Source organism: Pseudomonadota bacterium (assembly GCA_039818985.1).
In the GTDB taxonomy this organism is placed as follows: domain Bacteria; phylum Pseudomonadota; class Alphaproteobacteria; order Sphingomonadales; family Sphingomonadaceae; genus Alterisphingorhabdus.
Genome location: JBCBSU010000001.1, coordinates 838,017 through 861,508, shown reverse-complemented (window position 1 = coordinate 861,508; position 23,492 = coordinate 838,017). Strand labels below are relative to the sequence as shown.

General features: G+C 55.8%; 18 protein-coding genes and 1 tRNA gene. 13 read left to right on the top strand and 6 right to left on the bottom strand.

Annotation, left to right across the window (positions count from 1 at the left end; translation table 11 throughout):
• Positions 1-109: 109 nt before the first annotated feature.
• Positions 110-4,981, bottom strand: coding sequence for an ABC transporter permease (locus AAFX04_03985; GenBank protein MEO1044579.1), 4,872 nt, complete (start codon positions 4,979-4,981; stop codon positions 110-112).
• 193 nt (positions 4,982-5,174) lie between these two features.
• Between AAFX04_03985 and AAFX04_03980 the strand changes: the two genes are divergently transcribed.
• The 3 genes from AAFX04_03980 to AAFX04_03970 are packed head-to-tail and all read left to right on the top strand — an operon-like array spanning position 5,175 to position 6,993.
• Positions 5,175-6,167: a sodium-dependent bicarbonate transport family permease gene (locus tag AAFX04_03980; GenBank protein ID MEO1044578.1), complete on the top strand. Its 993-nt coding sequence runs from the start codon at positions 5,175-5,177 to the stop codon at positions 6,165-6,167.
• Complete coding sequence (locus tag AAFX04_03975; GenBank protein ID MEO1044577.1) at positions 6,164-6,472, top strand: transcriptional regulator; 309 nt, start codon at positions 6,164-6,166, stop codon at positions 6,470-6,472. Before AAFX04_03980 ends, AAFX04_03975 begins: the two co-directional genes overlap by 4 nt.
• Positions 6,473-6,522: 50 nt before the next feature.
• Entirely contained in the window at positions 6,523-6,993 is a 471-nt protein-coding gene (locus tag AAFX04_03970; protein MEO1044576.1) for a MaoC family dehydratase, read from the top strand.
• 9 nt (positions 6,994-7,002) lie between these two features.
• On the opposite strand, the gene AAFX04_03965 is transcribed toward AAFX04_03970, so the two are convergent.
• Together AAFX04_03965 and mutL are read right to left on the bottom strand one after the other, a co-directional pair.
• Positions 7,003-7,581, bottom strand: a complete 579-nt coding sequence (locus AAFX04_03965; protein MEO1044575.1) for a hypothetical protein — start codon at positions 7,579-7,581, stop codon at positions 7,003-7,005.
• Positions 7,578-9,422 (bottom strand): DNA mismatch repair endonuclease MutL, encoded by a 1,845-nt coding sequence (mutL, locus tag AAFX04_03960; GenBank protein ID MEO1044574.1) that lies wholly within the window; start codon positions 9,420-9,422, stop codon positions 7,578-7,580. Before mutL ends, AAFX04_03965 begins: the two co-directional genes overlap by 4 nt.
• Before the next feature lie 195 nt (positions 9,423-9,617).
• Between mutL and AAFX04_03955 the strand changes: the two genes are divergently transcribed.
• The 6 genes from AAFX04_03955 (at position 9,618) to AAFX04_03930 (ending at position 15,487) form a co-directional block, all read left to right on the top strand.
• Positions 9,618-10,661: a rod shape-determining protein gene (locus AAFX04_03955; GenBank protein ID MEO1044573.1), complete on the top strand. Its 1,044-nt coding sequence runs from the start codon at positions 9,618-9,620 to the stop codon at positions 10,659-10,661.
• An 89-nt stretch (positions 10,662-10,750) separates the two neighbouring features.
• The gene (gene mreC, locus AAFX04_03950) at positions 10,751-11,716 is read left to right on the top strand and encodes a rod shape-determining protein MreC (GenBank protein ID MEO1044572.1); all 966 of its coding nucleotides are present in this window, start codon (positions 10,751-10,753) and stop codon (positions 11,714-11,716) included.
• The gene (gene mreD / locus AAFX04_03945; GenBank protein ID MEO1044571.1) at positions 11,716-12,234 is read left to right on the top strand and encodes a rod shape-determining protein MreD; all 519 of its coding nucleotides are present in this window, start codon (positions 11,716-11,718) and stop codon (positions 12,232-12,234) included. Before mreC ends, mreD begins: the two co-directional genes overlap by 1 nt.
• Positions 12,231-14,180, top strand: coding sequence for a penicillin-binding protein 2 (gene mrdA / locus AAFX04_03940; protein ID MEO1044570.1), 1,950 nt, complete (start codon positions 12,231-12,233; stop codon positions 14,178-14,180). The genes mreD and mrdA overlap by 4 nt, the downstream gene beginning before the upstream one ends.
• Positions 14,181-14,182: 2 nt before the next feature.
• Positions 14,183-15,304, top strand: a complete 1,122-nt coding sequence (gene rodA / locus AAFX04_03935) for a rod shape-determining protein RodA (GenBank protein ID MEO1044569.1) — start codon at positions 14,183-14,185, stop codon at positions 15,302-15,304.
• 107 nt (positions 15,305-15,411) lie between these two features.
• A tRNA-Lys gene (locus AAFX04_03930) sits at positions 15,412-15,487 on the top strand.
• A gap of 142 nt (positions 15,488-15,629) precedes the next feature.
• Here the strand turns inward: AAFX04_03930 and AAFX04_03925 are convergent.
• The 3 genes from AAFX04_03925 to AAFX04_03915 are packed head-to-tail and all read right to left on the bottom strand — an operon-like array spanning position 15,630 to position 17,646.
• A complete protein-coding gene (locus tag AAFX04_03925; GenBank protein MEO1044568.1) occupies positions 15,630-16,340 on the bottom strand; it encodes a VOC family protein in 711 nt (236 codons plus the stop codon).
• Positions 16,341-16,367: 27 nt separating this feature from the next.
• A complete protein-coding gene (locus tag AAFX04_03920; GenBank protein MEO1044567.1) occupies positions 16,368-17,105 on the bottom strand; it encodes a protein-S-isoprenylcysteine O-methyltransferase in 738 nt (245 codons plus the stop codon).
• Entirely contained in the window at positions 17,098-17,646 is a 549-nt protein-coding gene (locus tag AAFX04_03915; GenBank protein ID MEO1044566.1) for a hypothetical protein, read from the bottom strand. Before AAFX04_03915 ends, AAFX04_03920 begins: the two co-directional genes overlap by 8 nt.
• A gap of 277 nt (positions 17,647-17,923) precedes the next feature.
• Between AAFX04_03915 and AAFX04_03910 the strand changes: the two genes are divergently transcribed.
• From AAFX04_03910 to AAFX04_03895, 4 genes are read left to right on the top strand one after another with little or no spacing between them, the layout of a single operon-like run.
• Entirely contained in the window at positions 17,924-20,284 is a 2,361-nt protein-coding gene (locus AAFX04_03910; protein MEO1044565.1) for a TonB-dependent receptor, read from the top strand.
• Between the two features lie 37 nt (positions 20,285-20,321).
• Positions 20,322-20,717 carry a hypothetical protein gene (locus AAFX04_03905; protein MEO1044564.1) on the top strand — a complete coding sequence of 132 codons (396 nt, stop codon included), beginning with the start codon at positions 20,322-20,324 and terminating at the stop codon, positions 20,715-20,717.
• A gap of 54 nt (positions 20,718-20,771) precedes the next feature.
• Positions 20,772-21,215 carry a hypothetical protein gene (locus AAFX04_03900; protein ID MEO1044563.1) on the top strand — a complete coding sequence of 148 codons (444 nt, stop codon included), beginning with the start codon at positions 20,772-20,774 and terminating at the stop codon, positions 21,213-21,215.
• 26 nt (positions 21,216-21,241) lie between these two features.
• A complete protein-coding gene (locus AAFX04_03895) occupies positions 21,242-23,452 on the top strand; it encodes a TonB-dependent receptor (protein MEO1044562.1) in 2,211 nt (736 codons plus the stop codon).
• Positions 23,453-23,492: the final 40 nt, after the last annotated feature.

Sequence of the window (23,492 nt, the reverse complement as noted above, 5' to 3'; positions counted from 1 at the left end):
GTGCGACTTCATCCGCGCCGGGGCCCGGTGCCTATGATGATTACATCGCGCTGGGCGGCAAAAGCAGCGCACATTTATGCACAATGAAGATGGTTTGACGACTTTCGCTTCAGTGCTTCTGCAGATCTCTCTGCATCACCCCTGAGAATGTCAGAATCAGAAGTGATGTGATGACCCAGCCCATTAACTCATACAGCGCTTTGAAGAATCGCCAATGCAGATAGGGGTCTGGCTGATCGCTGTCTTCTACGTCCCTGATACGACATCTCTTCCGTTGATCCAGATCAAGTAAAGGGATAAACACATCGGCCGCGTACAAAAGGCTGTTAACGCCAAGGTTGCACGGTGACGCAGCAGCAATACCCGCGGCGCCAATTTGTCGCACGTCATCATTTATACCGGTATCATCACCAATTTGGGGTTCGTAGTGAACGTCCAATACCAGAACAACATCTTGGTCGAGCCTTGTCATACCGTTCTGGCCGGAGACCTCGTGCGTCAGTGCCTGCCAATCCGTGTCATAGGACCAGAAATCTCCAGTGCGCAAACCATGAACACAAAAAGCCCCTATCAAGAGGAAAAAGCCGAAAGTGGCCAAACCACGAGAGGGTGACAAGGCATATCGGAATCCATAACGGAATATATAGGCTCCGACGCCAAAGAAAACGGCAAAGAAATGATAGATCAGAATCAGGCCGAGCAAGGTGAAGATCATTATCTGCCAATTCGAAGCGGCAAGTTCCCAGGGAGTATAACGGTTAAGCCATTCAACTCCGAATTGACGCCACCCTATCGCATAGAAAGCAAATGATGATATCGCCAACCAGAACAGCGAGGCCAGGCTGAGAAAAGGGAAACGGACGCCAAACCATTCCGTCCGTATGATCGAAAAACCTTGCTCTTCCTTGACGGGCCTAAGGAATATTCGCGTCAGCATTGTCCTCAACCATGGGGAGCGTTTGGCTGAAAAGTCTTTAAACGCCAAAGTGTTCTCAATATTTTTCCGTTCCAGCAACAACTCCTGGGCTTCTTCATTTTCCCCTGCGCGCTGGTGTGCCGCTGCAAACATATTATAGGCATAGGGGACGAATTGGTCACGGCTGACATGGGTCATACGGGCTATCGGGTTGATGAATCGGGAAAACGATTTTTCCCTTAAAACGGGTTTGGGGCTATATTGATAGGCCAACCATTCTCGACGTTTTTTTCCAGCACCGCCCAAACTGGTGCCATTACTCGTTCCGTACCGATCAGTGTTACTACCGTTGTCTCCTGCATTTTCCCATATGAAGCTCGCACTCAAGGAATTGCTCCCAGGGTTTTCTCCAGTTGCCTCGACGCGGCCACAGGACAAGCCAGCCGCCTTCAGACGCAAGCCGGGCTGAAACCGCCAACCTAGTCCATTATTGTCCTTCAGGTAAGCACAGGACATGCTGGATAAATCCACCAGATAATCTGCATCACCGCGGTTGGGAATAATAGTGGCAATCAAATACTCATATCTCTTTGATACCGCATTCCGGCAACTGTGAAAAATGCCACATATATATTCCTTAGCCCTGATATATATATTTATCTCAGTAGATATAGTTCCAAACTTTGAATTTTTAAAAAGGTCTAGATTAGCAGTAACTACGCGCTCCCTTTCCTGTAAATACTTTCGTGCCGCCTTATCTTTCTCGCTCGGGATTTTATCACGGATCCCGGAAATCAATGTTGAATAAGTATCAACCAATGTCGATATTTGCTGGCGGAGTTTCGGAACGGTCAGGCTACTGTCCGTATAGCTATTTACGTAACTCGCATGATGAACTCGCGCTTCCCTGAATCCGAATATCTTTTTGGTATTTTTGACCTCATCAAGGCCCGCTGCAATCGCGGAATCTTCGACCATCTCGATCTTTCCGTCCGGATAAAGGTGGAAATTAGCAAGAAACAGAGCGTCTGCATAATGAACTATGCCTGTGTATTTCCACCCATTTAAGCTATCTGATACTTCGTCGGAATTTGTGCCTTGATTATCTGAAGAGATGGTAATTTCATCGGTGGTGGTGTCTTGATCGTCTGGACCATTTTCATATCCCGACGCTGCGTCAGCTTTTTCCTCGATTGGCCGCAGCTCGTCATAATATGCTTTCGCCTCCAATTCATTCAGTAGTCCATCTCCCAATGCGACCGCCTCGCCCGCACCGAGCTTGAATGCCAATATATAGGCCAAACGGTCGATATCGAGATGCTTGCCCGTATCATGTTTCAGCTTCTCCAGAATATCAGGCGGCATTTCCTCATGCTTCAACTCCAGCTTCTTGGGGCGGTTCTTGCCATCAAAAATGCCTTTATCGATGCAGTCCACAATATAGAAAGGTCCGCCCTGCCCCTCAACAATGCCACAAAAAAAGGATAAATAGTCGCGTCGTTTTTTGTCAGTATTCAGATCCAGGTTACCCGCTTGTTCATTCAATGAATGAATGAGAGCAGACTTTCCTGTTATTGGATAAAATTTTTCATCATATTCTACGTATTTTATAGGATCATCTTCCTTGCCAATTTTGCCAATTTTGGTTTTTTTGTAAAAGGAGAGTTCAGCGTGACTGACAGGCCGGCCCAATTGTAAATTGCGGTGCATTTCAGACCAAATATAAGCCTCGCTTGTATTTGGTTGATCACTCGCGGGAAATGTCCAGCGCTTGATGTCGATCAGCAACACGCCCTGAATATTGCATGAAGCAAGCTCGAGAACGGCAGGATCAAATTTGGGTTCCGATTCACCAATCCTGACTCCTTGCAATATCGCTCCGTTATCAGAATTGAGTTGATCTGTGGAAGGAAGGCTTTCTACCGACTGGCTAACTTTTTTATTGCTTCGACGTTGAAACGCACCCAGGTCGATCTCAATTCCGCTGAGGCGTAGATCTCCGCTTACTTTCATCCCCCCCATTATGACTGCGCCTTTAACGGTTGAGTTGAAGTCTGTAGAGGACCAGCGTGAGGATTTTGTCCCGATCTTGATATCGCCATCGATCTGTGCACCACTCAGATCGATCGCGGTGCATATCAAATAAGGGTTTTTGGCTAGACGAACTGTCTCGATCCGCCGGCACTTTATTGAAACCTCACGGCTGATTTCTGAGCGATTCAGCATCAGCGCGCCATCCAGATAGCTATGCTCACCAATACGGAAGCCGGTGTGCAGGCTTGACTTCCAGAGGTCGATGGCAGCACGCTTTCGAGGCCTGTCCGCCTGCAGGTTCAAGGCTGCAAAATGACAATAGCTAATGTAAAAGCGACGACCGGTCTTTAAGCCCTTCGCCCTAACGGTTAACCCGAGTCCGTAAAGATGTGCCTTGCCGTCTGCGTACTGTTTTTTCCGATCCACCAACTTTTCATCGAGATCTTTCAAAGTGCGGGCGGTGCAATCCCCTTCCGTCGCCTGCAGATCGCGATTGTCCGGTGTAACATGATTGAGAAACCATGGGCAAAATAACGATTCGCCGCGCTTGTCCGTACCTCTACGACTGATGCGATTGGCTGGTTCATAGCTGACATGATGGAACTCAACATTCTTGCCTATCGATGCGTTTTCAAAACTGATAACGCCGTTGGCCAAAACCCTGTTATGGGATTCTTCAGTTGTATACCCGCCAATGGTAATGCTCTGTTCTATATTTGCTTTTGGACACCAAATTGCAGTCGCGTCTCGCGATGTTCGACAAAGCACAGCGCGAGCCACCCAAATTTCCCGTGCCTGTATTCCTATTCCGAGAATGGGGCCACGGATAAGCGTATGATCAAAGCCTTCGCGCTTTGCACCACTCTCATTTTTACGAATTCCAAGCAGCCCACCGATTTTTGTGAGTTGCAGCCTGATTGCGGGACCGAGGTCGACCTCATTATCACTGGTATCTGAAGAAAATTCCGCATCCTCACCGCCACAAAATATTCGGGAGGATTTGAACCAGATATCATCATCAATATCCGCTGACGATAAATTGATTCCTCCGAGAACAACCGACAGCGAAAAATCGATACTATCCCGAACCTGTGCGTGGGACAATTCTATCGCATAGTTGATATTCCCCTCACTCGGAGAAAACGGGTTCTTCTCGACATGATTCCGGCAGAAATTGGAATTTTGTATATGGATCGAACCCAGAACCGTTGCTGCTCGCGCGTCTAATATACAAGGGCTTATCTGACATTTTTCTGGTAGAATATGCGGCAGGGGCAATGGGTCGTTCTGCTTTTCGTTAGAAGAACCCAACGCCTTGAACATATAATAGTCAGGGACAGTGGATTTATCCGACTTTCCTTCATCTTCAATTCGCTTGTTTTCTTTCTCGTCTATACAAAACTCGAAAATCTGTCCCGAAAATGGGAAATATTCCAACTGTTCCAGCCCGCCAATCTTATGGGGCGGCGGCCCGCAAAAACTAAGATTGAGTTCACCGGAAATGTGTGCGTCGCGCACGCAGACGCCTGGAAAGCGCGAACCATAGAAGGAGACCGAACTTAGCCTTGCCTCACGCATCGTAATGATCTGCTCGAAATCACACCACTCCAGCAAAAGAGGCGGAAGCGGCGCTCCGTCATCGGCAGTCAGATGCGCCAGGTCGAGGCAGCCTTTGATCGGGACGCGTGGCGCCGCCAACCATTCAGTAGAGTTGGTCGGGTCGGCATGCGGTATGCAGGTGCCATCGGATATTTTCTTTGCTGCCCCAATATGAATACCAAATGGTGTGAGTACAACATCCTCCAAACTTGGGCGCCCAGGCTGTTTTGCCAAGTTGAGGAGCAAATTTCGTATGAAATCCGCTCGGATGTAATCATCAGGATATGAACTCAGATACTCATGGTCAGGATTGAATTTTTGTCCACGTTCAACAGCATCGACGAGCTGTTGCTCAAGACTTAGTGGAATTTCCCTAGATGAAGATTCAAACGATCTTGGGATTATCGCCTGTTTATCTTGATGAAAACTCATTTTGCCCCCTATAACAGCAAAATTTACTATAATATCATCACACAGATTTCATATTATAATCAATGAAGAAATGCGCCGGAATAACCTGGCAATATCGCTCTATTCTGTGAATACGCGATCATATCGCACAGCCATTGAAATCGCTCGGCCTCGCGCTTTACATGCAACAGCCGGGTCGCTACCCGGTCGCGTGATGTTCGATACCGCTATCCAGACTTTCACATCCCCGGTTGTCCTGTTCTTCGTGCTCGGACTGCTGGCCGCCTTTGCGCGCTCTGATCTTGCCATTCCCGAAGCGATTGCCAAAGCGATGTCGCTTTATCTGATGGCGGCTATCGGCATTAAAGGCGGTGTCGCGGTTTCAAAATCGGGGTTCGATGCAACGGTGCTCTCGGCGCTGGGCGCAGGCATAGCCGCCGGGTTCCTGCTGCCCTTCTTCGCCTATGCGGTGCTGAAGACTTTCGGCAGGCTCGACCGGATTAATTCGGGCGCAGTCGCAGCGCATTATGGATCGATCAGCGTGGTGACCTTTGTCACTGCAGTGGAAATCCTCACCGGACAGGCACGCGAGCCGGGTGGCTATATGGTCGCCGTGATGGCGACGATGGAAGCCCCGGCGATATTGAGCGGGCTGCTGCTGGCGCGCGGCCTGGGCAGCAAGGATGGCGGCGCACAAAGCACCGGCGAGATGCTGCATGAGGTGCTCACCAATTCCTCCATCGTCCTGCTGCTCGGTGCCTTTGCCATCGGTCTGGTTTCGGGCGAGAGCGGCTTTGCTGCGGTCAAACCGTTTTTCGAAGTCGGCTTCAAAGGCGTATTGTGCCTGTTCCTGCTCGATATGGGCCTGATCGCGGCGCGCAGAATCATGGATTCCCGGGCCATCACCTGGCGTCTCACCGCTATTGCGATCTTCCTGCCGATTGTGAACGGGCTGGTCGGGACTGCGCTTGGTGTCGGTGTCGGTCTCGATACAGGGTCGGCGGCGGCACTTGGCGTTCTTTGCGCCAGCGCCAGCTATATCGCGGTGCCCGCCGCCATGCGTCTCGCCCTGCCAGAGGCCGATCCCGGCATCTATCTGACCATGTCCCTGAGCATCACCTTCCCCTTCAACGTACTTATCAATATCGGTGTCATCAGTGCATTTGCTGCCTATCTCAGCAGCGGCGCAGGAGTTGTCGGACCATGATCGAAACGGTTATCCGCAAACGGATTGAAATCCTCGCCGACAAGGCACTGCAGAAGCGCGTCACCGATGCCATTGACGCGGCGGGGATCACAGGCTGGACTATTGTCCCGGTAACCGAAGGCAAAGGGCGCGATGGCCATTGGCGTGAGGAGCGGGTCATGGGCACCGACAAGGTTTTCGTTCTGACAATAGCTGCGGAAGACAGGGCGATGGCGCTTGCCGAGGCCATTGCCCCGATGCTGACCAAATATGGCTTCCTTCTGTCGATGTGGGATGTCGAGGTAATCCGGGGCGAGCGTTTTTAGCTTCGCCGCCCCCCAACATTATTTGCATGATGATGGAGCAGTAACCGCCAATGATCCATTTCGAAGACATAGAAGTCGGCGCAAGCCACAGTTTTGGCCATTACCGGGTCACCCGCGAAGAAGTCCTCGAATTTGCGCAGAAATATGATCCTCAGCCCTTTCATCTCGATGACGAGGCGGCGGCCAAGACCCATTTCGGCCGGATATCGGCCAGTGGCTGGCATACATGCGCGATGGCGATGCGAATGATGGTGGAAAATATGAAGGTCAACCGCCAGGCGGGGCTCGGCTCACCCGGCGTCGACGAGATTCGCTGGCTCAAACCGGTCTATCCCGGTGATATGCTGCGCTGTGAGAGCACGACCCTTTCCAAACGACGCTCGCGCAGCCGCCCGGAAATGGGCAGCATGCAAGGCGAACTGACGGTGTTCAACCAGAATGACGAACCGGTGATGCGGATGAAATCCATCGGGCTGATCGCGGTACGCGATCCCGAGGCGCCGATCAGCGATGAGGATTAGGGTCCGCGCCTAAGCGCCACAGCTATAGCGGCCGCCTTCATAGACGGTTGTGCCACCCTCATCCTGCGATACGCTGAGCGAGGCGGGCCATTCCATTGTCTCGATGCCCACGGTCTCGCCTTCGCTGCTGGCGCGCTCAATGGTGACGCTGAGCGCCTCGCTGGCATAGACACCGCCCTGTTGCAGCGCCCCATAGCCGCCCAGTGTTTCGGCGGTCAGTGCCACGATTGTATCGTTGAGCTTGACGGCAGCGCTGGCGGCGCTGTCGGTCTCCGTAGGTGCCGAGGCCAGGAACAGCGTCTCGTTGTCAGAGTTGATATAGGCACAGCCAAGGCCCGCTTCGACGGCATCATCGGCTTCACCCAGCGCAATCGCCTGCAAGGCCGGGCCATCGCCTTCGGACTGTTCGGTCTCGGCGGCGGCCTGTTCGTCCTCCACCGGCGCGGTATCGGGCTCATCGGTGGTGGGGCTTGGCAGATCGGGCAGACGCTGCAATTCCTCCTCGGTAATCGGCTCCTGCTTGGCGCAGGCACCAACCAGCAGGGCACCGCCCAACACCAGAGTGATCGCCATAGTCCGCATCGTCATTTCCTCCCGAACAATTTCTCGATATCATCATGCGCCAGCTTGACCCATGTCGGCCGGCCATGATTGCACTGCCCTGAATGTGGGGTCTGCTCCATCTCGCGCAAGAGCGCATTCATTTCTGCGACATTCAGCACCCGTCCGGCCCGCACCGATCCATGGCAGGCCATTGTCGCGGCGACGTGCTCGATCCGCTCGTTGAGGCTGAGCATATCGCCCAGACCAGCCAACTCATCGGCAAGGTCCTGCATCAGCCGGGCAATATCAACCTTTTTCAGCATCGCCGGAACCGCGCGCACCGCCATCGCGGTCGGACCGAAACGCTCTGCTTCCAGTCCCAGCGCCGCCATATCCTCTATCCGCGCCTCAAGCCGGTCACAGGCTGTTTCTTCCAGCTCGACAATCTCCGGCACCAACAGACCCTGAGACGGGATGGTTGTGCCCTGTTTCGCCGCACGCATCCGCTCCAGCACCAGCCGCTCATGCGCCGCATGCTGATCGACAATCACCAGCCCGTCCTCGGCCTCGGCGACGATATAGGTCTTGTCCACCTGCCCGCGCGCGACACCGAGCGGGTGTTCAATCGCCTGCGGGACGGGCGCGGTGGACGGTTCGGCACGGCCCAGCGGCTCGGCATAGACATAGCTGTCCGGGTTCTCGCAAACGGCGCCATAGCCTGGCCCCTCCTCCTCAGAGGACGGGTTGGGATGGTGTCTTTCCATTTGCACCGCGCCTGCGGAACCTTCCCACCCCCCGGTCGTCTGTCCAGAAGGCGCAGAGGAGAAGAATGACGGATCAGGCGTGACAGGCTCGCTCTGCCATCGCTCCAGCGCACTTTCCGCAGGGCGCTGGACTGCACGGAAACCGTTTTCATCCAATGCCCGGCGCAAACCGGATACGATCATGCCGCGGATCATCGCCGCCTGGCGAAAGCGCACCTCGGTCTTGGCCGGATGCACATTGACATCGACCTCGCTCGCCGGAACGGAGAGATAAAGCGCCACCACCGGATGCCGGTCACGTGCCAGCATTTCGGCATAGGCGGCACGCACCGCACCGGTGAGCATCCGGTCCTTGACCGGGCGGTCATTGACGAACAGGAACTGGTGATCGGCGACACCGCGGTTGAAAGTCGGCAGTCCAGCCACCCCGGTCAGCGTCACGCCCTCGCGCTCGAGATGGATGGCAATGCTGTTCTCCGCCAGCCCCCGCGCGGTGAGCGCCGCGACCCTTGCCAGCTTGTCCTGATCCAGCTGGACATTGATCGCGGTGCGGCCCTCATGTTCGAGGCGGAAACCGATATCGGGCCGTGCCATGGCAAGCCGCTTCACAACATCGCTGCACGCGGCATATTCGCTGCGCGGCGTACGCAGGAATTTGCGCCGCGCCGGCACCTTGGCGAACATATCGGAGACGACAATCTCGGTACCCTTCATCGCCGCCGCCGGGCCATCGGCAATCTTCTGGCCATGGTCGATGGCAATCGTCCAGCCATCGCCTTGCGAAGTGCGGCTGGTCAGCTGCATTTTGGCAACGCTGGCGATGGAGGGCAGCGCCTCGCCGCGAAAGCCGAGTGTCGTCACCTGCTCGATCGCATCATCGGGTAATTTGGAAGTGGCATGGCGCTCCAGCGCCAGCACCATTTCCTCGCGCGTCATACCGCAGCCATCATCACGCACGGCGAAGCTCTCCAGCCCGCCACCCGAAAGACGAATCGCGATGTTCTTCGCGCCGGAATCAACCGCGTTTTCGATGATTTCCTTGAGCGCGCTGGCAGGCCGCTCAACCACCTCGCCGGCAGCAATACGGTTGATCAGCGCATCGGGAAGTTTGCGAATAGGCATATTGGCAAGTGTAAAAGGACGAATCGCCTCTGACGAGTGGTGAAAAGCCTTTCGTCCACCGCTTTTCTTTGGCATTGGGGCGCAATCCGTCTATGGGGCAAATATGTCACACGGCAAGGGTTTTGTCCTGCGGGATTCCTACCCTTGCTGTGCCAGCCCTTTCATCCGATTCTTGTTTACGGAAATGTCTATCCCATGTCGTTTTTATCCAGCCTTTTCAAATTCGGTTCGCAAAATATCGCCATTGATCTCGGAACCGCCAACACCCTTGTTTATGTCGAGGGACAGGGCATCGTCCTCAACGAGCCGTCAGTGGTGGCGATGGAAACCATCAACGGTGTGATCAAGCCCAAGGCCGTGGGCGACGACGCCAAGATGATGATGGGCAAGACCCCGGACAGCATCGAGGCTATACGGCCGCTGCGCGACGGCGTGATTGCCGATATCGAAGTCGCCGAACATATGCTCAAATATTTCATCACCAAGGTGAACGGCAAGAAAAGCATGTTCAACCCGCCCGAAATCGTGATCTGCGTGCCTTCGGGCGCGACTTCGGTCGAGCGTCGCGCGATTCGCGATGCAGCCTCCAATGCCGGCGCCAGCCAAGTCTATCTGATTGTCGAGCCTATGGCGGCGGCAATCGGCGCGGGTATGCCGGTGACCGAGCCGATTGGATCTATGGTGGTCGATATTGGTGGCGGCACAACCGAGGTTGCGGTGCTGTCGCTGCGTGGCCTTGCCTACACCACATCAGTGCGCACCGGCGGTGACAAGATGGACGAGGCCCTGGTCTCCTATGTCCGCCGCCACCACAATCTGCTGATCGGTGAAGCCACCGCCGAGCGCATCAAGAAGGATTTCGGTGTCGCCCGTCCGCCTGCCGATGGCGTTGGTCACACCATTCAGATCAAGGGCCGCGACCTGGTCAATGGCGTGCCCAAGGAAATCTCGATCAACCAGGCACAGATTGCCGAGGCCATGGCCGAACCGATCAGCACCATCGTCGAGGGCGTTCGCATCGCACTGGAAAATACGGCGCCAGAACTCGCTGCCGATATTGTCGATCAGGGCATTGTGCTCACTGGCGGCGGCGCCATGGTCGAGGGTCTGGACGCGCATATGCGCGATGAAACCGGCCTGCCGGTGATCGTCGCCGACGACCCGCTGAGCTGTGTTGCGCTGGGCACCGGGCGGGCAATGGAAGACCCGGTTTATCGCGGCATATTGCAGACCGCGTAACATAGCGGCCCATGCACTAGGGGATTGGCACAAACGCCGGTGACAGGCGTTTGCTCGACAAGGCTATTGAGTCCGGAAAGGAGAACAGAATGGCGACGCCCGACAAACGGCGTCTCGGCTTTAACCGCAAGGCCCATTACCGTGCCTTTACCGGCTATGTGCTCGCCATTTTAGGCGGCTTTACCGGGCTATTCCTGCTGGTCCTGTCCTATGTCGATCCAACCGGTTTCTCGGTGTTGCGCGGCGCCGCGTCCGAAGCCACGGCACCCGTCTCCGGAACCCTGGCCAGTGCCAGCTCGGGCAGCCGCAATAGCTGGCAGGAAATCGCCGCCTATTTCGATGCCGGATCGAAAAATGCCGCGCTGCAACGCGAGCTTGAAGACACGCGCAACCAGCTGGTCGAGGCACGCGCACTGAAACAGGAGAACCAGCGGCTGCGCAGGCTGCTCGACCTGCTCGAATCCGAACCCGAACCGGTGACACTGGCACGACTGATCAGTTCCTCGGCCACAAGCAGTCGGCGCTATGCCACCATGGGCGCCGGATCACGTCAGGGCGTCGAACGCGGCCAGCCGGTGCGCTCACCCAAAGGTCTCATCGGCCGGGTGATCGAGACCACCCCCAATACAGCGCGGGTGCTCCTGCTCACAGACCCGCGCAATGTGGTGCCGGTAAAACGTGCCAGCGATGGCGTCGTCGCCTTTACCGAGGGGCTGGGCAATGGCGATATCGCCATCCGACTGATCAATGTCGGGGTCAATCCATTCGAACAGGGTGACATATTGGTAACTTCGGGCAGTGGCGGCCTTTATCGCCCCAATATCCCGGTGGCGGTGATCCGCAAGACCACCAGTGACGGCGCGCTGGCGACCCTGCTCAGCGATCCGGCAGCCGCCGACTTCGTCATGGTGCAGCGGGTCTATCTGCCCGATATTGTCGATGCCGATGGCGGTGAAACCCCTGCCTCTGCCGATAATGACGATGCAGAAGAAACCACCTCCGGCAATGGCAGCCCCCAAAATCCCGTCGCCGATGGCGTCGGCCAGAGCGAATAATGGCGCGGCGCTATGAACCCCGGATCAACCGCCAGAAATCGGGCCTGAAGCTCCGGCTCTATCCGCTGCTGTCGGTGATTATTTCCAGCGCGCTGCCGATGCTGCTGCCGTTGATCGCCACCATGCCGGTGATGCCGCCGTTCGGCTTTATGCTGCTGATCGCATGGCGGATGCTGCGCCCCGGCCTGTGGCCGATATGGATCGGTGCGCCGCTGGGTCTCGCCGATGATCTGTTCAGCGGCCAGCCATTCGGCTCTGCTATCTTTATCTGGTCGGTGACTATGGTGTTGCTTGATCTGGCCGATCAGCGCTTCCTGCTTCGCGGCTTCTGGCAGGAATGGATTATCGCCAACCTGTTGATCCTCTTCGCCATTGCCGTGGGCTATGTTATCAATATGGTCAACGGCGCCCCGATCGCGCCGGTTTTCCTGTTGCCACAGATTTTGCTGTCCATGATCCTTTTTCCGCTCATTGTGCGCCTCACCGCCCGGATTGACGGCTGGAGGCAGCGTGTATGAAACGCTTTGGGGGCGGCCTGTCCAAAAACAATGCGCCCAGAATCATCTCGGCGGCATCGCAAAATATCACCTTTAACCGCCGCTCGCTGCTGATCGGTGGTGCCCAGGGTGCCATCGGCCTGCTGCTTGCCGGACGCATGGCCTATATCGCGGTGGCGGAGAATGAGCGTTACCAGACGCTATCGGAGAGCAACCGTGTCAATCTGACGCTGGTGCCGCCGCGCCGTGGCTGGATTATTGATCGCAACGGCAAGCCGATTGCCAGCAACCGCGCCGACTTTCGCGTCGATGTCATTCCCGACCGGCTGCTCGATCAGGACCGGACATTGGACGAACTGGCGCTGCTGCTGAACCTGCCCGATGGTGAACTGGCGCGCATCCGCAGCGAGCTGAAACAGGCGCGCGGTTTCCAGCCGGTAGAAATCGCCTCGGGCCTGCGCTGGGAGGATTATGCCGCAGTCAGCGTCCGCCTGCCCGATCTGCCCGGCGTCGCCCCGATTCAGGGCTTTAGCAGGCAATATCCCATCGGCGCCGCAGTCGGCCATCTGGTCGGCTATGTCGGTACCGCCAGCGCCGAAGAATATGATGCCGAACCCAATCCGCTGCTGATCACACCGGGCTTCAAGATCGGCAAGGACGGGCTGGAAAAGCAGTTCGAGCAGGAGCTGCGCGGTGAGCCGGGTGCCCGCCGGGTCGAAGTCACAGCCCGCGGACGGGTTGTCCGCGATCTCGACAAGCGCGACGACGTGCCCGGTGATCCGGTCAAGCTGACCATCGATTCCGACCTGCAGCATTATGCCGCACGGAGGCTGGGCGAAGAGTCCGGCTCGGTCATCGTCATGGATTGCCGCAATGGCGATATATTGTGCCTGGCTTCAATGCCGAGCTTCGATCCGAACAGCTTTTCCGACGGTATCGGCTTCGACGAATATGCCATGCTGCGCGAGGACGACCATGTGCCGCTGCGCAACAAGTCGTTGCTCGGCCTCTATCCGCCCGGCTCCACCATCAAGCCGATGAATTGCCTCGCCTTTCTGCAAGCCGGAATTGATCCTGAGGAAACCATTTCCTGCGGTGGCGGCACGCGCGTCGGCAACCGTTTTTTCCGCTGTCACAGCAATCATGGCACGGTGAATATGGACAAGGCCATTGCCCAGAGCTGCGACACCTATTTCTACAAAATGGCCCAGCGCGTCGGCATGGACCGGGTGGCGGCGATGATGCGCGACCATGGCCTGGGCGAGGAATATGACCTGCCCGTGCCCAACCAGTTTTACGGCACCGTGCCGGACCCGGTATGGCTTGAACGCAAATATGACCGGAAATGGACCCGTGCCGACACCGCCAATTCCTCGATCGGTCAGGGCTATGTGCTGACCAACCCCCTGCAACTGGCGGTGATGACCGCACGCATAGCCAGCGGCCAGAAGCTCGTGCCGAACCTGCTGGTGAGCAGCCGCAGAAAGCCGCTAACAGCGATGCAGGTTGATCCGGAGCATCTGCAGGTGGTGCGCGCTGGCATGCGCAATGTCGTCCATGGTGCCGGCACGGCCCGGCGCGCGCGGCTGCCGGTCGAGAATGTCGAACTGGCTGGCAAGACCGGGACCGCCCAGGTGGTCAGCCTCTCACGCGGCGACGGTCGCAACGTGCCGTGGAAGTTCCGCGACCATGGCCTGTTCGTCTGTTTCGCCCCCTATGACAATCCGCGTTACGCCTGTTCGGTGGTCATCGAGCACGGCGGCGGCTCGGGCGCCGCCTATCCGGTGGCGCGTGATGTCATGACCTTCCTCTATGACCGCCAGCGCGCGCTGGCCGATCTCGAGGCGATGGAGGCGCAATGGGGCGGCACCATCGAGCAGCGCGCAGCGCGCAAATTCGCCGCTTTTCAGGCACGCAATGCGGGCACCGCCGCCGATAGCGACGATGGCACCGACGAGACCGGATAGCCATGGACATCTCGATCATTCCCCAGCCGATCCGGGCCCAGCCCTGGGGCATCATACTGTTGCTGGTGGTGTTAAGCGGCTTTGGCTTCGCGATCCTCTATTCGGCTGCGGGCGGCTCTGTCAGTCCATGGGCCGGGCTTCACGCCGCGCGCTTTACCGTGTTTCTCATCATGGCGCTGGTCATCAGCTATATGCCCGAAAGCCTGTTCCGATTTTCCGCGCTGCCGGTCTATGTCATATTGCTGCTGATGCTGTTGGGGGTGGAAATTCTCGGCCAGGTCAGGGGCGGCAGCCAGCGCTGGCTGGAGCTCGGCTTTATGCGCATCCAGCCGTCCGAATTGATGAAACCGGGGATTGTGCTGGTGACGGCGCGCTTTTACGCCACCCTGCCGCGCGGCATGATCCGCGGCTGGGCCGCGATCTGGCCGCTACTGGTGATGATGGGGCTTCCCGCCGCACTGGTGTTGCTCCAGCCTGATCTTGGCACCACCCTCACCATCTGTATCGGCGCGGTCACCGTGGCTTTTCTCGCCGGCCTGCCGATGCGGCTGTTCGTCGGTGCCAGTGCCGCCGCTGCCGTCGCCATTCCACTGGCCTATCTGTTCCTGCTCGAACCCTATCAGCAGCGCCGGGTAAGCACTTTTCTCAACCCGGAGAATGACCCGCTGGGCTCGGGCTATCACATCACCCAGTCGAAAATCGCCATCGGATCGGGCGGCATTGACGGCAAGGGCTTCCTCCAGGGTTCGCAAAGCCATCTCGACTATCTGCCCGAGGGCCATACCGATTTCGTCTTCGCCACCATGGCCGAGGAATGGGGCCTGATCGGCGGGCTGGCGGTGATCTTCGCCTATTTCCTGCTGCTGCGCTGGGGCTGGCGGCTGTCGTTCAATGCGCCGAACCGCTTCACCAAGCTCCTCGCCGGCGGCCTCACCATGACCATCTTCCTCTATGCCGCGATCAACATGATGATGGTGATGGGTCTGGCCCCGGTGGTCGGCATTCCCCTGCCCTTTCTCAGCCATGGCGGATCGTCGATGATGACGGTGATGATCTGCATCGGCATGCTGATGGCCATAGACCGCCAGCTCCGGCAGCGACCGGGCACCAGCACTTTCAGCTAATTTGGGCCGCCATTAAAGAAAACCCTTTTCATCGGCGCAAAAATGCCTATTTACGCCGCTCTGCCCGACGAATCGGTAGCCCCGAAACGGGAACGCCAAGTGGATAAGGACGCATAGCTCAGTTGGTAGAGCAGCTGACTCTTAATCAGCGGGTCCTAGGTTCGAACCCTAGTGCGTCCACCATCTTTTCAATGACTTATGGGTGATCAACTAGTAGGTGCCTTATCGAACTACAACTTCTGACTATTAAGCGGCTAGCTGGCTACTACGATAGATGAACAGGGCTTTGCTAATTATCAGAGGATTATAAGTCGTCTGCCACCACTCAACGTTTAGCAAGCCATCGAAAATACAGGCCCGCCATGCGGGCCATGGCGGTGACCCCTCGCAACTCCAGACCGTCCCCAGCGAAAGATACCGGTCCTTTTGGTGTATTGAGATTTAGGCCGATACGGTGCGGACCTTTACTTACATGCTGATTGATCCCCAACACCTTAAACGCACTATTAAGCCGATCTGCCTCAGGGTGTGCCAGCTCAAGGCTAACAAACTCGGGGCCATCCCCTTCGGTTAGCGCCGCGAAACGTGATCGCCATTCGATGACATTCGGGCTAACGCTTAAAAAGCCTGGACCGATAATACCGCGCGTATAATCCGTTATAGTCCCATGGACCTCGTGGGAAACGGTCTGTACTCGCTCGACCGGAGCGCCGGCTGCCTTGGCCGCAGCTTCAAAACGCGCAAAATTATCAGTTGCCACATACCAGAAAAGCGGCTGTGGCTGCTCCAGCCGACGCACTATCTCGATAAACGGATTGAATTTCCGGTATTCCGGATTCGGTCCAAGTATCTCCAAAAAGCGACCGGCGCCCAGAGGCAACGATCCACTCCAATAAAACTGATCCGGCTCAGGCTTCGTCAAGACCGGTTTATAGCCCAAGACCTCGCCTAGCTCTTCGACGCCACGCTCGGTATCAGGAACGCCAATCGCTATATGATCGAGTGGTGTCCCGCCTCTGTCCAGCACATACCCCATAGCGTCCCCCTCACCTTTTTGCGACAATCAAGACCTCATTCTGGGCCACAAGGCCCCTGCATGTTTGCGATAATCATCGTAACCCTTGCCGAATTGCTCTTCCATCATTCGCTCTTCGCGCGGCAGCCGACTAAAATAGAGCATGGCCCAGACCAGTATCACGGGCGGCCCGGCGATCCAGTTCTGGAACAAGAGAGGCTGTGCCAGTGCATAGAGCCAGAGCGCGCTATACATGGGGTGGCGGATGCGTGCATAGACGCCATTGGTGACGAGCTGATGTTCCTCGCCTATCTGTAATGTTGCCGACCATTGTTTGCCGAGATCTGCATGGCTGCGATAAAACAGCCAGAGCGAAAAGATGCTGATAATCACGCCCATCACTGCGCTGGCTGATCCAAGCTGATAATCAAAGGTATCAAGCCAGGGCGTTACGAGCCTTGCTGTTGGTAACAGAACCATGGTGACAAACACCCCGAACATGATGATCAGATCAAGGCGGTAAACATAGTCGCGGCTAACCGTGACAGAGCCAGCCTTTTTGGCGAAGGGGCCGCGGATAAACATCTGGACCAATATCAGCACTGCGCCGATAATCATCGGCCAACGTGGCGCAAAATCGCTACGCCACAGATAAATAGCAATGGCGGACAGGATAATGATCAGCGGCACGAGTGGCGTCTGACTCTTCTGCGCGCCGATGATGGCAGTTCTTCCAGAAGCAGCATCGCTGCCTCCTGTTGCAGGCTGTGTAGCGGGGTCATCCATTTCGTGCTTGATCCGCAGTCATGCCAGACGGCCGGGTTATCGGAATGACTTTTCCTGTTTCGCGTGCAAGTCGTGATGTGCAGACCTCTGGCTGCGCGGGCAGCGCGGTATCAAAAGGACAGGTGCCAGCGCTCACATAAAGCTCGGCGTTTTCAGGATCGGGAGACAGCACATCGCCCAGTGCACGCAGCACTGACCAAGCGGCACATTGTAATGCTGTTGGCAGTCCATGCGGAATGGCGCGGCTGGTGTGGATATGCCCGGCGGAAGGCGTAAGGCGCAACAACAGCAACAACGCCCGCTCATCCCGCGAAAGAGTGGGGCTGCAGCTATAGCCAGGCTCCAAGATGCGGCCAAGCAGTGCCTCGGTGAGGCAGAACAGGCTTTCACAGGCCGAGCCCAATTCCGGCGCCGGTTTGAAAAAGGCAATGGCGTTATGCATTTCCGGCAGAGGATTGCAGCCCATGCTGCGCGCCGCCGACCAGCAGCGGAACAGGCGCACAATGATTTCGCTGCGATTGGCTTCAGTATTGCGTGCCATAGATCAAAATCTGCATGAGCGTGATTGCTAATGCGAATTATTCTCATATTTTCCATGTAAGGTCAAGCATCCCCGGATAAATCTATATATTCTGTTCTATATCAATAATTTATGACAGGCTTTGCAAGATATTCGGACTTTAGGAATTGCTGTCTGGCCATCGCTGGAGGACAAGAATATCTCAATATAAGTTGTTAATGCAACTCATTCTCGTTAGTGAAAGGCGAATCCAGAATATGGGAACTGGATTACGAGACGAGATTACGAGGGGGAAATTGTGAGCAAATCTTTGTGGGCTAGTCGGCCACACTGGCTGGGTGGGACGGCTATTGCTGCTATCATTGCCGCTGCGTCACCTGCGAACGCTGAGACTGCATCCAGTGATGCGGTCGCGCTTGAAGAACTTGATACGGCATTGGCGCAAACCAACAGCGAAGAACCCGAACCACTTCAAGACAGGGATAGAGACGACGATGATGTGGTGATCGTAACTGGCACAAAAACTTTCCAGTCTATTCAGAAGACCGAAGCCTCGGTCGCCGTCATCACCGAAAAGTCAATCGAGGAACAGGCGCTTTTCGATCTGCGTGATGCCTTGTTGCGTACTGCCAATGTCTCCACCCTGGGCGGCGATGCTATCAACCAATTGTCCATTCGCGGCGTCCAGCTTGGTGGCGTCGGCAATGCCGGCACCGGAGCTACAGCACAGGTTTATGTTGACGGAGCACCAGCGAGCTTCAACGCCAATCAGGGTGTATCCAACCTTTGGGATGTAGCGCAGGTAGAGATATTGCGCGGACCACAATCGACGGTGCAAGGGCGCAATGCCCTGTCCGGTGCTGTCGTTATCAATACCGCTGATCCCGAATATGATTTTGGTGCCAGAGTACGCGGTATCGTTGGCACACAGGATACTTATCAGATTTCGGGCATGGTGACCGGGCCTATCGTCTCGGATCAGGTCGCATTCCGCATTGCTGCGGATTATCGCGAGAATGATTTTGGCGTCATTGACCAGACCAGCGGACAACGCGCGCAGTTTATCGAGGCGCTGACCTTGCGCGGCAAGCTGCTGTTCGAACCGGAATTCGCCGAAGGCCTGCGGCTCGAACTGATCGCCAGCTATGCCGATACCAGCTTCGGCCAGTTCAATATTCTGCAGTCCCCAGTGCCAGTCGATGATCCAGCTTTTGCCGATTTCGACATTTTTGGCAGCGAGACCTTTCCTGCTGCATCTCGCCTCGAATTCAATGAAGTGATCCGTGGCATCGCTGACCTCAGCTATGACATTTCCGATACATGGTCGATCAACGCATTGGCGACAGTTGAGGATGTCAATCGGACCATCGACTTTGCGCCTGCTGGCGCGGGCGACAATTTCGACCGTACCTATTCGGGCGAGCTGCGCGCCAATTTCAACTATGGTGATGTCACCGGCTGGATCGGTGGCTATTATTTCGACACCAACACGACCAGCGATACATCATTTATAACGCCACTCTCATTGATTGGCCTACCGGTCGACCCACCTGACTCAGTAGTCGATCTGGCGATTCTGCAGGGCAGCGCTACGGAAAATTTCGCAATATTCGGTGATATCAACTGGGATATCAGCGACAAATGGACGATCAATATCGGCGCACGCTATGACTGGGAGACATTCTCGTCCATCGGGTTGCAAGGGTCAGTAACCGTCGACCCACCGACTTGCACTGTCTCGCCCGTGGTCCCCTTTATTGGCGGACTGCCCTGTGTGAATATTATTCCAGTCACCAGTGAACCGCCACTCGAAACCAACTTTGAGGCTTTCCTCCCGCGCGCTGCAATCACCTATAATATCAGCGATGATGTCTCGATTGCCGCGACCGTCGCGCGCGGCTATCGGGCTGGCGGCGCTGTGTTCTTTGCCCCACCGGGTGCAACGCCGACGCTGCTCGAATTCGGACCGGAATTTCTCACCAATTATGAGATAGCGTTCCGCTCGCAATTCTGGGACCAGCGCATCACGCTTAATGCCAACTTCTTTTATTCCACATGGGATGACCAGCAGGTTTCCATTCCCGATCCGAGCGGTCTGCCCTTTTCGGCACAAACGCTGAATGCCGGCCAGTCCGAGCTTTATGGTGCGGAGATCGATCTGTTGATTGAGATTGTGCCGGAGTTTGACGTGTTCGCTTCGGTTGGCCTGCTGAGCACGGAATTTGTTGACTTCCCGTTCGCGCAGGATGCAGACGGCAATCCGCTCAACCCGGACTTCCCACAATTCGCCAATCTCGCTGGAAATTCCTTCCCCGGCGCGCCCGAGTTTAATCTGTCCTTCGGTTTCAACTACACCAGTGACAGCGGGTTTTTCGTCAATGCCAACGGTGCCTTCTCGACCGAGCAATTCTCCGAAGTTGCCAATCTCCCGGAAAACCTGGGTGATCCAATCATGCTGGTCAATGGCCGCATCGGCTATCGCAGCGACAATTGGGAGATCGCGATATTTGCCAACAATCTGTTCAACGAACGCGCACTCACCCGGCCTCTGGTTTCAACGGTTGATCCGGCCACAGGGACGCCAACGCTCAATGATCAGCCCAGTTTCACCAGCACCGACAGAAGCGTGATCGGCATATCGCTGGGCTGGCGTCTGTGATGGCGGCTTCAGGTAACAGCCCAAACAGGAGGGATAGATGACGGTAGAAAAGAAGTTGGGTGGCACATTGGCGCTTTTGCTGATGCAGGCTGGTGGCGTTCTGGCACTCATCCTTATGGAAGTTATTCGCGGGGTCGAAAAAGGGGCGAATGATCTCTCAGTGCCTCCGGTATCAATGCTGGTCGGCCTGCTTTGCGTCAGCGCGCTGCCGATCATAGCGCTGTCGACAAGCCGTGCCGCATGGGCGCGCTGGTCGGCAATGGCAGTGGCCGTGTTGCTGGCGCTGTTTCATGCCTTGCACATTCTTGAGCACGCCATGGCCAGTGACAGCGAGCTCACCATGCTCATCATTTTTACGATGTTCCTGCCCTGTCTGCTCAGCGTGATCCTGTTGTGGCAGGCACGCCGGGCTGAAAGTGCGCAAACCCCATAGCCAGGCCAGAATTTCCGTCGCGTCGGATGAAATATGCGCAAGGAGAAGAGAAAGATGCCGAGTACATCCCAATCTGTTGTCGACAAGCTATGCTGGACAAAGCCACTCGCCGACATGTCGGAGGGCCAAAAAGCGCTGATCCTCGCATTGCGCACTTGTGTTCTGGCGAATGTGGAAGGGCGTTGCTGCTGCGGCCATCTGGCGCAATATCTCGGCAGTGCGCACAGCGTTGGCACATTCATGAATATGCTACGCACCATTGTTGCAGCATGGCCGGAATCTCTCATTGTCCACCGACCTTTTTGCTACACCACGACTTATGATGAAGTGCTGATCGTCGATCTGGTCACGGCAACGATCAAGAATGACAGCCAGCGCTTTCACGCCATGCTGCGCGACATGATGCCCAGGGCAGCAATTTTTTCGATCCAGCGTACGGTCCGGGAATTTGTCGACACGCTGCCAGGGCGTGACATTGCGCCCGCTGAATCCCCTTAATTTGCATCGCATAAAGGAAGATATGCATGAAAAAATCAGAGATGTTGAAATGTGGCGTAGCCACATTGGCCATATTGACCTGCCCATCGGTGGCGGTCGCGAGTACCGGTGTTGAGGGCCTCCAGCTGCAAGCTGCAGAGACAGCACCAAGCGAAGAAGCTGCCGATACAGATGACAAAAACCTTGTTATCGTGACCGGCGAGAAGCGGGAACGCTCGGTCCAGGATACGCAGTCAAGCATCGTCGTTGTTACCAGAGATGACATTGAAAGCACATATACGCCCAATCTGGAACAGTTGCTGGACCGTATCCCCAATGTGAACAGTGCCTTTGGCGATGCCGGCTTTACCATTCGCGGCATTGCGCAAAATGGCGTCGATGCTGGTCTCAACACCATCAGTTCCAATCTGACACTGACGGTCAATATCGATGACATCCCACTGACAACAACGCAGCAGAATCTGCTCTCTCCCACGGGCGCATGGGATCTTAATCGCATCGAGGTCTTTCGCGGCCCACAATCTACCGTGCAGGGTCGCAACGCATTAGCAGGGGCTATCCTGCTTTACAGCCAAGACCCCGGTTATGAATTTACCGCTGATGCACAGGCCGTTTTTGCCAATTTCGATACGCGGCAATATTCCGCTGCAGTCGGCGGCCCTATCATCGAAGACGTTCTCGCCTTCCGCATTTCCTATGACCATCAGGAGGCCGATGGTTTCGTCTTCAACCCGACGCTCGACAGCGATGAGGTTGCAGGGAATAACGACGAACTGGCAAGGCTGAAGCTGCTGTTCCAGCCGACCGGCAATCTCTCGGTCAAGCTAACGGGTATCTATGCTGACTCTGTGGGAACGGTTTTTCAGGGCTTTGAGTTGGACACTTTCGAAGCCACTGGTGAGCGGGTGAACAGTCTCGACAGCCCGCAGCGCCGCTTCGATGAAAGCTGGCTGTTTGGCAGCCGGATTGACTGGGACCCCAGCGATACTGTGTCGCTGAGCTCCATCACCAGCTATGTCGATTCTGAAAGCGGGCGTAATCAGGATGGTGACGGCACATCGCAGCCATTGGGTTTCTTCACCCAGGACAATGAAATCGAGTCCTTCACTCAGGAATTGCGGGCCGTCTTTACACCCGCAGATGACTGGAATGTGCTGCTAGGCGGCTTCTACGCTAACATCGATGCTGCTACAGCTGTGGTGGGAGAGTTTCCCGGTTTCATTTTCGGTGCCGCGCCAGATTCCATTATCAACATTGTCAGCAATACCGATGAGGCGACTGAAAACTTCGCGTTCTTCGGTGAGGTGGAATGGCAGGCAACAGATAATTTACGGCTGCTCCTCGGCCTGCGTTACGACAACGAAACAGTACGTGTGGCCACCAGCAGCGCCACGATTATCACTCCTGGCCCGACACTTACCAACCCGGATACATTGGCCGATACCGAATTTGACGCGTTCCTTCCCAAGGCGCAGATCGTTTATGATTTTAATGATCGTATTTCGGCCGGATTCACCTATTCGCGCGGTTATCGTTCTGGAGGCGCCGAACAGAATGTTCTTGGCAACACCATAACTTTTGATGCTGAGTTCATAAACAACTACGAATTCTCGCTTCGCACCAGCTTTTTGGATGGACGTATCACCCTCAATGCGAATGCTTTCTATCTCGACTGGACCGACCAGCAGGTGCAGGTGCCGTTGCTGGCTGCTTTTCCAGAGCTTGCAGGTCAGATCCCGGACGGTCTCGATCCCAGCACACTTTTTGCCACCGTCAATGCGGGGCAGAGCGAGCTTTACGGCTTTGAAGGCGAGCTTGTTATCGTTCTAACGGACACGCTGCGTCTCAATGGTGCGCTGGGATATAACCGTACCGAATTCCTCGATTTCCCTGTCGGCGACGGCACCAATCTGGCGGGTAACCAGTTCCGCTTTTCGCCGGAATTGTCGGGCTCATTGGGCGCTCAGTTTGAGCATCCTTCGGGTATCTTTGCCAACGCCAATGTGAATTACCAGAATGGGCAATTTTCCGATAATCTGAACTTGCCGGGACAATTCTCGGAGAGCTTCGCCGTGGTCAATGCGCGCATCGGTTATCAATATGAGAAGTTCAGCATTTCTGTCTTCGCCAACAATGCCTTCGGCAATGATTTCACCACTTTCGTCAACCCGCAATTCAATCAGGGTCAAGGCGGAACCGAGGGCGTTTACGGCGTGCAGATTCGCGCAGGTTTTTGACCCGACCCAATCGGCGAGAGAAGAGATACGACAATGTGCC